We start from the raw sequence: 11913 nt of genomic DNA on the forward strand, positions 1-11913 counted from the left end.
GCCATCAGCAGACTGAGACGCACAAAAACCGTTTTTGAGTAACGTCTAAAAAATCCATCTCCCCAGCCGATTCATTTAGACTCGGTCGTTGGCCCATGGGGCCAGGCCATGCCCTATAACGCATATCCAAGACAGCTGTTCATGAAAACAATAATTAGTTATTTGCGAAATAGTTACTGGAAAAGATGGATCCGCAAACACAAATGCAAAGTGGCGGGCGGTTTATTGTCGCTGCACAAAAGATCGACAGTGACCATAGAAGAAGGCGTGACGCTTGGGCATGTGGTCATAGAGTCAAGAAAGCTGGAAATTGGTGCGCATACTTATATCCGTAGTGACTGCGTCCTTTCGGCGGTCTCATCCATTGGCAGGTTTTGCTCCATTGGCAGCAGCTGTTTTATCGGCCAACAAAAGAGCTCGCATCCGTTGGACTGGCTCAGTTCACATCCCTTTCAATATACCGACACTGCGCTGGTTTACGACCCGGAGGTTGCGGACATCACGATTGGGCATGACGTCTGGATCGGCCATAGCGCGATGATCCTGGAAGGCGTGACCATAGGCACCGGCGCTGTCATCGCAACCCGCGCCCTGGTTGCCCATGACGTGCCACCGTACGCCATTGTTGCCGGCACCCCGGCAAAAGTTGTCAAGTATCGGCATACACCCGAATTGATTGAGGCGCTGATCAACAGCAAGTGGTGGGATGTTGATGTCGAGGTACTCAAGACATTACCGCTCAATGATCCGCAAGCCACTTTATCTCTGTTGGCCACCCTGCAGAAAGAAACGCGTGCCGACTACCAACAGATCGAAATAACCCGCAAAGGGTGCAGTATTTCGTCTTGAACAGCGGGAATGGCCACCATTGCACAGTCAAGATGCCAGGCCATAACCAAATCCGAATAATAAAAAACCCGCATCAGAGGCGGGTTTTAACGGCTGGCTGTTGATGAACCCTGCCCGCAAAGCGGTTATCAGAAGTTCGCCGGCGTGTTGGCGCTGATGATTTCCGCCTCATCCGCCCCGATATTGCGAAACCGGTGCGGCAACGTCGTCGGGAAGTAATAGCCATCCCCGGCGTTGAGCACACTCACCTGGCCATCCACGGTCAACTCCACGGTACCCCGTGTCACCAACCCACATTCCTCGCCTTCGGAATGCACGATCGGCTCTTCGCCCGAGCTTGCGCCCGGCGCGTATTGCTCGCGCAGCAAGCGCATCTGCCGGCTTGGCACGGACGCGCCGATCAGCAGCAGGCGCAGGCCATGGCGGCCGAGGTCGGGCTGTTCGTTGGCGCGGAAGACGTACTGGTGTTCGCGCGGCGGCTGATCGAAGGTGAAGAAGTCGGCAAGGGACATGGGAATGCCCTCCAGCAACTTTTTCAGGGAGCTGACGGAGGGACTGACCCGATTCTGTTCGATCAGGGAGATGGTTGCATTGGTGACGCCGCTACGCCGGGCCAGCTCGCGCTGGGACAGTTTGTAGCTTTCGCGTACTAATTTGAGTCGTGAGCCCGTGTCCATGACAGCCTTATGTGCGTACCGCTTAAGGGTAATGGGGGTGGAGAGCAGGCGCGAATCACGCCGTTTTCCGGTCCCGGAAACGTGAAAGGCGGCTATTAAATCACGTTTGTTCGTAATGCTCAGCAGGTTCGATAAACGGCTGAAAAAAAGAACCTGTTGATGATAATTCTGGGTCAAGACACAAGACCTGTGGGAGCGAGCTTGCTCGCGATGGTGGTGGGTCAGTCAACATCAATGTCGAATATCAGACCGCTATCGCGAGCAAGCTCGCTCCCACAGGGGATTTGGTGTTTCTGGTATTAAAAAGCCGGCGGCACCCTTTGGGGAGATGCCGCCGGCGAGGTAAAGCCTAGATCCCGAAACGGTCACGCAGCGAGTAGTACACCGCGCCGAGGGCGGTCAACGGCGCCGAGAAGGTACGCCCGCCGATCATCGGCATGTGCGGCAGCGAGGCAAACGCATCGAAGCGCTCGGCGTCGCCACGGATCATTTCCGAGATCAGTTTGCCGGCCAGGTGCGAACAGGTGACGCCGTGGCCGCTGTAGCCCTGCATGTAATAAGCGTTTTTCTCGATACGGCCGAATTGCGGCATGCGCGACATGGTCAGCAGGAAGTTGCCGGTCCAGCGGTAGTCGATCTTCACGTCCTTCAATTGCGGGAAGGTCTTGAGGATCTTCGGGCGGATCAGTTGTTCGATGTCGTCCGGCTCGCGTGCACCGTAGACCACGCCGCCGCCGTACAGCAGGCGGTTGTCGGCGGTCAGGCGGTAGTAATCGAGCAGGTAGTTGCAGTCTTCCACGCAGTAGTTGTTGGTGATCAGGCTTCGGGCCTGTTTTTCCGACAACGGCTCGGTGACGACGATCTGCGAACCGCACGGCATGCTCTTGCTGGTCACGCGGTTGTCCAGGCCCTGCGGCAGGTAGGCGTTACCGGCGATCAGCAGGTACTTGGCCTTCACCACGCCTTTGGCGGTGCGCACGGTGATGGGCTGGCCGTAGGTGATTTCCACCGCCGCCGATTGCTCGTAGATCTTGCCGCCCAGGCCGATGATGGCCGAGGCTTCGCCGAGGGCCAGGTTCAGCGGGTGAATGTGGCCGCCCTGCATGTCCAGCAGGCCACCGACGTAGGCGTCGGAACCCACTTCGCGCTTGATGTCGGCCGCGTCGAGCATTTTCAGGTTCTTGTTGCCGTAACGTTCCCAGCTCTTCTTCTGTTCGGCCAGGCCCTTGAGTTGTTTTTTGTTCATCGCCGCGAAGATGCCGCCGGGGCGGTAGTCGCACTGGATGTCGTAGTGCTGTATGCGCTGACGGATGATGTCGGCGCCTTCGAAGATCATGCTGCCAAGGACTTCGGCAGTCTTGTCGCCGTAGCGCTCTTCGATGACATCGACGTCGCGGCTATAGGAGTTGACCAGTTGGCCGCCGTTGCGACCGCTGGCGCCAAAACCGACTTTGGCCGCTTCGAGCACGGTCACGCTGTAGCCCGCTTCGGCGAGGAACAGGGCCGAGGACAGGCCGGTGTAGCCGGCGCCGATCACGCAGACGTCGCAGTCCACCGCCCCTTCCAGCACCGGGAAATCACCGGTGAAGTTGCGGGTGGCGGCGTAGTAGCTGTTTACATGTGCTTGTTTCATACAGTTCTCCGATGGCCGCCGCAGAGAGCTGGCGACCGCCGTTTAAAAGGTGTTAAAGCTTGATCCACGTCGCCTTGAGTTCGGTGTACTTGTCGAACGCGTGCAGCGATTTGTCCCGACCGTTACCCGACTGCTTGAACCCGCCGAACGGCGCGGTCATGTCGCCGCCGTCGTACTGGTTGACCCAGACACTGCCGGCACGCAGGCCACGGGCGAAGGTGTGGGCCTTGCTCAGGTTGCTGGTCCATACACCGGCGGCCAGGCCGAAGATGCTGTCGTTGGCAATCGCCAGGGCTTCATCGAAGGTGTCGAAGGTGATGACCGACAGCACCGGGCCAAAGATTTCTTCCCGGGCGATGGTCATGGCGTTGGTCACGCCGTCGAAAATCGCCGGTTCCACGTACAGGCCACCGGTGTCTTCGAGGGTGCGGCTGCCGCCGGCGATCAGTTCGGCGCCCTGCTCTTTGCCGATGCCGATGTAGCGCAGTACGTTGTCCAGTTGACGCTGGTCGACGACCGCGCCGACGGTGGTCGCAGGGTCGAGGGCGTGGCCCGGTTTCCAGGCTTGAAGGGCTTCGACCAACAATGGAATGAACTGCTCACGAATCGAACGCTCCACCAGCAAGCGAGAACCGGCAGTGCAGACTTCCCCCTGGTTGAAGGCGATGCCACTGGCCGCCGCCTGTGCTGCCGCGCGCAGATCCGGCGCGTCGGCGAACACCACGTTCGGGCTCTTGCCCCCGGCTTCGGCCCAGACGCGTTTCATGTTGCTCTGCCCGGCGTAAACCATCAGCTGCTTGGCAATCGCCGTGGAGCCGGTGAAGGCCAGCACGTCGACGTCCATGTGCAACGCGAGCGCCTTGCCAACGGTGTGGCCGTAGCCCGGCAAAACGTTGAACACGCCTTTCGGGATGCCGGCATCCAGCGCCAGTTGCGCGATGCGGATCGCGGTCAGCGGGGACTTTTCCGAAGGCTTGAGGATGAACGAGTTGCCCATCGCCAGGGCCGGGGCGAATTTCCAGCTGGCCATGATCAACGGGAAGTTCCACGGCACGATGGCCGCGACCACGCCGGCCGCTTCGCGGGTCACCAGGCCCAGTTGATCCTGGGGCGTGGCGGCGACTTCGTCGTAGATCTTGTCGATGGCTTCGGCGGTCCAGCGGATCGCGTTGGCGGTCGCCGGAATGTCGATGCTCATGGAGTCGCTGATCGGCTTGCCCATGTCGAGGGTTTCGAGCAGGGCCAGTTCTTCCTGGTTCGCCAGAATCAGGTCGGCGAAACGGATCAGGATGCGCTTGCGCTCGGCCGGGGCCAGGTTGGCCCATACGCCGGATTCGAACGTGCGGCGCGCCACGGCGACCGCCGCATTGGCATCGGCTTCGTCGGTGCTGGCGACGTTCGCCAGGAAACGACCGTCCACGGGGCTGATGCATTCGAATGTCGCGCCGCCGGCGGCCGCGCAGTATTGGCCGTCAATGAATGCGCGACCTTCGATAGTTAGGGACTGGAAGCGCTGCTCCCAATCGCTGCGAGTGTTTGTCATGGTTGTGACTCGACGCAGGGGAATAAGAATCTGAAAAGAACCGCAATCCCTGTGGGAGCGAGCTTGCTCGCGATAGCGGTGGGTCAGACACCATCCATGTTGAATGTGATGGCCTCATCGCGAGCAAGCTCGCTCCCACAGGATCTGGCGGCACATACAGGTTTTGTGTGTGCCGCCAACGCCGTCAGACGGTGTGCAGGTACCAGTTGTACTCAAGGTCGGAGATGGAGTTCTCGAACTCGGCCAGCTCGCTTTCCTTGCACGCCACGAACACGTCGATGTACATCGGGTCGATGTAGCGCGCCATGACTTCGCTGTCGTCCAGCTCGCGCAGTGCGTCGCGCAGGTTGTTCGGCAGGCTCTGCTCGTTCTGCTCGTAGCTGTTGCCTTCCACCGGGGCGCCCGGTTCGATCTGGTTGGTCAGGCCGTGGTGAACACCGGCCAATACCGATGCCATCAGCAGGTACGGGTTGGCATCGGCACCGGCCACGCGGTGTTCAATGCGCACGGCGTCCTTGGAGCCGGTCGGTACACGCACGGCCACGGTGCGGTTATCGATGCCCCAGCTCGGCGAGTTCGGTACATAGAACTGTGCGCCGAAACGACGGTACGAGTTGACGTTCGGGCAAAGGAACGCCATCTGCGCCGGCAGGGTCTCGAGCACACCGCCGATCGCGTGTCGCAGCGCGGCGTTCTGCTCGGGATCCTCGCTGGCAAAGATGTTGTTGCCTTCTTTGTCGAGAATCGAAATGTGCACGTGCAGACCGTTACCTGCCTGGCCCGGATACGGCTTGGCCATGAAGGTGGTGTCCATCTCGTGGTCGTAGGCGATGTTTTTCACCAGACGCTTGAGCAGAACCGCGTAGTCGCACGCCTTGATCGGGTCAGCCACGTGGTGCAGGTTGACTTCGAATTGCGCCGGGGCACTTTCCTTGACGATGGCGTCCGCCGGGATGCCCTGCTCTTTCGCGCCTTCGAGGATGTCTTGCAGGCAATCGACGTATTCGTCGAGGTCGTCGATCAGGTACACCTGGGTCGACATCGGGCGCTTGCCGGACACCGGCGAACGTGGCGATTGTGGACGACCGTTCACGTTGTCCTGGTCGATCAGGTAGAACTCCAGTTCGAACGCGGCGCAGATGGTCAGGCCCATGTCGTCGAACTTGCGCACGATATTGGCCAGCACTTCCCGCGGGTCGGCGAAGAATGGCTCGCCTTCGAGTTCGTGCATGGTCATCAGCAGTTGCGCGGTCGGGCGCTTCTGCCAGGGTTCGATGCTCAGGGTGCCCGGGATTGGGTAGCAGATCCGGTCGGAGTCGCCGATGTCCAGACCCAGGCCGGTGCTTTCCACCGTGGAACCATTGATGTCCAGAGCAAACAGAGACGCCGGCAGGTTGATGCCTTTCTCGTAAACCTTATGAAGACTGGTGCGCTCGATGCGCTTGCCGCGCACCACACCGTTCATATCCGCAATCAGAAGGTCGACGTACAAAACCTCAGGATGTTTCTTAAGGAATGCGTTTGCTTCGTTGAGTTGAACGGCACGCAGAGGGACCGACATGATGCACCTATTTTTTACTGTTAATTATTATGTTCACCGCCCTTTCACGAGCCCAGTCAATCCGAAAGGCAAAGTGAAGTCAATAGCGAACACCTGGCCTTTCAACGTTTATTTTCGGGCCTCTCAGGGGGACGAGAGTGCCAAATACACCCTCAAACGCGCGCAAACCCTGAAGATCGGACGTGCGGCGTTTAGAATTTTTTACATGAGAGTTGTTAATTAAAATCAACAAGGCTAAGCTCCGGAAAAGCTCGTTCAAGTGTGAAACTTCGAGGTGATAAAAATGGCACTCAAGCCATTGATCGGCGTTACTGCGTGCGTCAAACAGATTGGCCTGCACCCCTACCACATCAGCGGCGACAAGTACTTGCGTGCTGTCAGCTCTGCGGCGCTGGGGCTGCCTGTCGTTATTCCTTCCTTAGGCGACCTGACCGAAATCGATGACCTGCTGCCGCAGCTCGACGGTCTGTTGCTGACCGGCTCGCCGTCGAACGTGGAACCCTTCCACTATCAAGGCCCCGACAGCGCCCCCGGCACGGATCATGATCCGGCGCGGGATGCCACCACCCTTCCCCTGATCCGCGCCGCTATTGCAGCGGGCGTACCGGTACTCGGTATCTGCCGTGGTTTCCAGGAAATGAACGTGGCGTTCGGTGGCAGCCTGCATCAGAAGGTCCATGAACTGCCTGGCTTGCTCGACCATCGCGAGGCCAACCATCCGGACCTGGCCGTGCAATACGCACCCGCCCATGAGGTGAATGTGCAGCCCGGCGGTGTGTTCGAAGCGCTGGAGCTGCCTGCGGTGTTCCAGGTGAACTCGATTCACAGCCAGGGCATCGACCGCCTCGCGCCCGGCCTGCGCACCGAAGCCGTCGCACCCGATGGCCTGATCGAGGCGATCTCCGTCGAGCACAGCAAGGCCTTTGCCCTCGGCGTGCAATGGCACCCGGAGTGGCAGGTCCTGAACAACCCTCCTTATTTGAGTATTTTCCAGGCGTTCGGCGAAGCCTGCCGACAACGGGCGGCGCTGCGTCACTCGAGCTGACGACCTGATACCCACATTCAACGATTGACTGCCCAACGCGAGCGGGCAGGCGCTTGTGCGTGCCCTGCTCGCGAAAACAACACACTGCAATAACAACAAGTACGACCAGGCAGCCAGGATGGCGGCGCCGAATAAACCCGAACGGGAGAGCGCAGATCTTTGTAGGAGCGAGCAGGCTCGCTCCTACAAGGGGCCAGCGCGAACCGGCTTCACGGGTTTGCAATCCACTATTAAGCCGGGCCGTGTTGGCCGGGCGACTGAAACCTGTTGGGAGTTTCACATGGCAAACGCCTCCAGCATCTACAGGAAGGCTCTTGAGGGTCACCAGGCACCGAAAAAGGTGTTGGTGAAAATCGATCGCGTCACCAAGAAGTTCGACGAAACCATCGCTGTGGACGATGTGTCCCTGGAGATCCACCAGGGTGAAATCTTCGCCCTGCTCGGTGGTTCCGGTTCCGGCAAATCGACCCTGCTGCGCATGCTCGCCGGTTTCGAGCGCCCGACCGAAGGCCGGATTCTGCTCGACGGTGTCGACATCACCGACATGCCGCCGTACGAACGACCGATCAACATGATGTTCCAGTCCTACGCGCTGTTCCCGCACATGACGGTAGCGCAGAACATCGCCTTCGGCCTCAAGCAGGACCGTTTGCCAGCGGCCGAAATCGACGCCCGGGTGCAGGAGATGCTGCGCCTGGTGCACATGACCCAGTACGCCAAGCGCAAGCCGCACCAACTGTCCGGCGGCCAGCGTCAGCGCGTGGCCCTGGCCCGTTCCCTGGCCAAGCGTCCGAAGCTGCTGCTGCTCGACGAACCGATGGGCGCACTGGATAAAAAGCTGCGTTCGCAGATGCAATTGGAGCTGGTGGAGATCATCGAGCGCGTGGGCGTGACCTGCGTGATGGTGACCCACGACCAGGAAGAGGCCATGACCATGGCCCAGCGTATCGCGATCATGCACCTGGGCTGGATCGCCCAGATCGGCAGCCCGGTGGACATTTATGAAGCACCGGTCAGCCGCATGGTCTGCGAATTCATCGGCAACGTGAACGCCTTCGACGGCACCGTGGTCGAGGACCTGGAAGGTCACGCGATCATCCACAGCCCGGATCTGGAGCAGAAGATCTACGTCGGTCACGGCGTCAGCACTTCGGTGCAGGACAAGTCGATCACCTACGCGATCCGCCCGGAAAAACTGCTGGTCAGCACCGTCAAGCCGGATAACCGCTACAACTGGTCCGCGGGCAAAGTGCATGACATCGCCTACCTGGGCGGGCACTCGGTGTTCTACGTCGAGCTGCCTGGGGGCAAGATCGTCCAGTCGTTCATGGCCAACGCCGAACGCCGTGGTGCGCGTCCGACCTGGGACGATCAGGTCTACGTGTGGTGGGAAGACGACAGCGGCGTGGTACTGCGCGCATGAAAACCTTCAATCAGCAATTCCTGAGGTGGGTCCCCAGCGGGCGCAAGTTCGTCATCGGGATTCCGTTCATCTGGCTGTTCCTGTTCTTCATGTTGCCGTTCTTCCTGGTGATGAAGATCAGCTTCTCGGAAGCGGCCCTGGCCATTCCACCCTACTCGGAGATCTACACCTTCGCCGAGCAGAAATTCCAGCTGTTGCTCAACATCGGCAACTACACCCTGCTGGGCGAGGATGAGCTGTACCTGTCCGCCTACCTGGGTTCGTTGAAGGTGGCGTTTTTCAGCACCGTGATGTGCCTGGTGATCGGTTTCCCGATGGCCTACGCCATCACCAAGGCCAGCAAGGAAGCGCAGAACGTGCTGATGCTGCTGATCATGATGCCGACCTGGACCGCGATCCTGATCCGCGTTTATGCGTGGATGGGCATCCTCAGCAACAACGGCCTGCTCAACGGGTTCCTGATGTGGACCGGGCTGACGTCGCACCCGATCGAGATCCTCAACACCAACACCGCCGTCTACATCGGCGTGGTGTATGCGTACCTGCCGTTCATGGTACTGCCGCTGTACGCCAACCTGGTCAAGCACGACCAAAGCCTGCTGGAAGCCGCATCGGACCTGGGTTCGAGCACCTTCAACAGCTTCTGGAAAATCACTGTGCCTTTGGCCAAGAACGGCATCATCGCCGGTTGCATGCTGGTGTTCATTCCGGTGGTCGGTGAGTTCGTGATTCCGGAACTGCTGGGCGGCCCGGAAACCCTGATGATCGGCCGTGTGTTGTGGCAAGAGTTCTTCAACAACCGCGACTGGCCAGTGGCGTCCGCCCTGGCGGTGGTAATGCTGTTGATCCTGATTGTGCCGATTCTGCTGTTCAACCGCAGCCAGGCCAAAGAGATGGAGGCACGGGGATGAAACGCTTCGGATTTTCAAAGTTCATGCTGATTTTCGGCCTGTCGTTTATCTACTTGCCGATGCTGATTCTGGTGATCTACTCGTTCAACGCCTCCAAGCTGGTGACGGTGTGGGGTGGCTGGTCGATCAAGTGGTACGCCGGTTTGCTCGACAACAGCCAGTTGATGGGCTCGGTGGTGCGCTCGCTGGAAATCGCCTGCTACACCGCAATTGCAGCAGTCGCACTAGGGACGCTGGCGGCGTTCGTCCTGACCCGCGTCACACGCTTCAAGGGCCGCACGCTTTTCGGTGGCCTGGTCACCGCGCCGCTGGTGATGCCTGAAGTGATCACCGGCCTGTCGCTGTTGCTGCTGTTCGTGGCCATGGCGCAGTTGATCGGCTGGCCGATGGAGCGAGGCATCGTCACCATCTGGATCGCCCACACCACGTTTTGTGCCGCCTATGTGGCGGTGGTAGTCTCCGCCCGCCTTCGCGAACTGGACCTGTCCATTGAAGAAGCGGCCATGGACCTGGGTGCGAAGCCGTTCAAGGTGTTTTTCCTGATCACCATTCCGATGATCGCGCCGTCACTGGCGGCCGGCGGCATGATGTCGTTCGCCCTGTCGCTGGATGACCTGGTGCTGGCGAGCTTCGTGTCCGGCCCGGGTTCCACGACCCTGCCGATGGAAGTGTTCTCGGCGGTCCGTCTGGGGGTCAAACCCGAGATCAACGCCGTGGCCAGCCTGATCCTGTTGGCAGTGTCGATCGTGACCTTCATGGTCTGGTACTTCAGCCGCCGTGCCGAAGAAAGCCGCAAGCGCGCAATCCAGGAAGCCATGGACCAGACCGCCAGCGAATCCTGGCAGCAACCGAAAAAGCAAATGGTAGAAGCGACGGCCTGAGGCCGCCCCTGTAGGAGCGAGCTCGCTCGCGATGGACGTCAACGATGACGCAGGCTACCTGAATTAACGCGGCGTCCTTGAGTTTTTCGCGAGCGAGCTCGCTCCTACAAAGGAGCGCGCAAGCGTTCCAGCGACAAATGTTTGCTATGTGTATTTGAATAAAAAAGAAATGGAGTTGTACCGATGAAAATGTTTGGCAGGACTCTGCTGACACTGTCCTTATTGGGCGCAATCGCCACCGGCGCCCAGGCCAATGACAAGGTTCTGCGCGTCTATAACTGGTCGGATTACATAGGCCCGGATACCGTCAAGAAGTTCGAGGAAGAGACTGGCATCCAGGTGACCTACGATGTTTTCGACAGCAACGAAACCCTTGAGGCACGCCTGCTGGCGGGCAAATCCGGCTACGACATCGTCGTGCCGTCCAACAGCTTCCTGGCCAAGCAGATCAAGGCCGGTGTCTATCAGGAACTGGACAAGTCGAAGCTGTCGAACTGGAAAAACCTCAACCCGGTGCTGCTGAAAAACGCCTCCGCGAGCGATCCCGACAACGCCCACGCCATCCCGTACATGTGGGGTTCAATCGGCATCGGCTTCAACCCGCAGAAGGTCAAGGAAGTGCTCGGCGCCAACGCCCCGACCAACTCCTGGGATCTGCTGTTCAAACCGGAAAACGCCGAGAAGCTAAAAGCCTGCGGCATCAGTTTCCTCGATTCGCCGACTGAAATGATCCCGACCGCCCTGCACTACCTGGGCTACCCGGTGAATGATCGGGACAAACAGCACATCGCCGAAGCCGAGGCGCTGTTCATGAAGATTCGCCCGAACGTGGCGTACTTCCATTCGTCGAAATACATCTCGGACCTGGCCAACGGCAACATCTGCGTGGCCGTCGGTTACTCCGGCGACGTGCTGCAGGCCAAGGCCCGCGCCCAGGAAGCCGGGGACAAGGTGAAGATCGACTACAGCATCCCGAAGGAAGGCGCCGCCAGTTTCTACGACATGCTCGCCATCCCGCGCGATGCCGCCAACGTCGAGAACGCGTACCTGTTCATGAACTTTCTGATGCGCCCCGACGTGATTGCCGACATCACCAACAACATCGGCTACAGCAACGCGAACGCGGCGGCCACGCCACTGGTCGATGAAGCGATCCGCAACGATCCGGGCTCCTACCCACCGGAAGCGGTGATGGCCACGCTCTATGCCGTGCCGGACCAGCCGATTGCCGTCCAGCGGATCATGACCCGTGGCTGGACCAAGGTGAAGTTGGGCCAGTAATTCACTCAATTGATCTGCTGAGCCTGACATTGCCATCGCGAGCAAGCTCGCTCCCACATCTATGGATCCCCCCATTTCTGCAATACTGGTTTTGATGCGTGTTTGGCTT

General features: G+C 59.5%; 10 protein-coding genes. 6 read left to right on the forward strand and 4 right to left on the reverse strand.

Annotated elements, in window-relative coordinates:
• Window positions 1-141: 141 nt before the first annotated feature.
• Window positions 142-849 carry a CatB-related O-acetyltransferase gene (locus tag AC3WTM_RS21765; protein WP_158247462.1) on the forward strand — a complete coding sequence of 236 codons (708 nt, stop codon included), beginning with the start codon at window positions 142-144 and terminating at the stop codon, window positions 847-849.
• A gap of 128 nt (window positions 850-977) precedes the next feature.
• Here AC3WTM_RS21765 and AC3WTM_RS21770 read toward each other — a convergent pair whose 3' ends face one another.
• From AC3WTM_RS21770 to AC3WTM_RS21785, 4 genes are all read right to left on the reverse strand, one after another.
• The gene (locus AC3WTM_RS21770; RefSeq protein ID WP_007975263.1) at window positions 978-1526 is read right to left on the reverse strand and encodes a cupin domain-containing protein; all 549 of its coding nucleotides are present in this window, start codon (window positions 1524-1526) and stop codon (window positions 978-980) included.
• A gap of 349 nt (window positions 1527-1875) precedes the next feature.
• Window positions 1876-3159: an NAD(P)/FAD-dependent oxidoreductase gene (locus AC3WTM_RS21775; RefSeq protein WP_102672774.1), complete on the reverse strand. Its 1284-nt coding sequence runs from the start codon at window positions 3157-3159 to the stop codon at window positions 1876-1878.
• Window positions 3160-3211: 52 nt separating this feature from the next.
• Window positions 3212-4702, reverse strand: a complete 1491-nt coding sequence (locus AC3WTM_RS21780; RefSeq protein ID WP_102672775.1) for an aldehyde dehydrogenase — start codon at window positions 4700-4702, stop codon at window positions 3212-3214.
• Between the two features lie 184 nt (window positions 4703-4886).
• Window positions 4887-6263 (reverse strand): glutamine synthetase family protein, encoded by a 1377-nt coding sequence (locus AC3WTM_RS21785; protein WP_008019695.1) that lies wholly within the window; start codon window positions 6261-6263, stop codon window positions 4887-4889.
• A gap of 283 nt (window positions 6264-6546) precedes the next feature.
• Here AC3WTM_RS21785 and AC3WTM_RS21790 point away from each other — a divergent pair, with 283 nt between their 5' ends.
• The 5 genes from AC3WTM_RS21790 (at window position 6547) to AC3WTM_RS21810 (ending at window position 11804) form a co-directional block, all read left to right on the forward strand.
• A complete protein-coding gene (locus tag AC3WTM_RS21790; protein ID WP_102672776.1) occupies window positions 6547-7308 on the forward strand; it encodes a gamma-glutamyl-gamma-aminobutyrate hydrolase family protein in 762 nt (253 codons plus the stop codon).
• 280 nt (window positions 7309-7588) lie between these two features.
• Entirely contained in the window at window positions 7589-8731 is a 1143-nt protein-coding gene (gene potA, locus AC3WTM_RS21795) for a polyamine ABC transporter ATP-binding protein (protein ID WP_102672777.1), read from the forward strand.
• The gene (locus AC3WTM_RS21800; protein ID WP_090456173.1) at window positions 8728-9642 is read left to right on the forward strand and encodes an ABC transporter permease subunit; all 915 of its coding nucleotides are present in this window, start codon (window positions 8728-8730) and stop codon (window positions 9640-9642) included. The genes potA and AC3WTM_RS21800 overlap by 4 nt, the downstream gene beginning before the upstream one ends.
• On the forward strand, window positions 9639-10523 hold the full coding sequence (locus AC3WTM_RS21805; RefSeq protein WP_102672778.1) for an ABC transporter permease subunit: 885 nt from the start codon (window positions 9639-9641) through the stop codon (window positions 10521-10523). The genes AC3WTM_RS21800 and AC3WTM_RS21805 overlap by 4 nt, the downstream gene beginning before the upstream one ends.
• A 183-nt stretch (window positions 10524-10706) precedes the next feature.
• Window positions 10707-11804 carry a polyamine ABC transporter substrate-binding protein gene (locus AC3WTM_RS21810; RefSeq protein ID WP_102672779.1) on the forward strand — a complete coding sequence of 366 codons (1098 nt, stop codon included), beginning with the start codon at window positions 10707-10709 and terminating at the stop codon, window positions 11802-11804.
• Window positions 11805-11913 lie beyond the last annotated feature (109 nt).

The organism is Pseudomonas sp. EU05-FHT14B02, assembly GCF_058791055.1.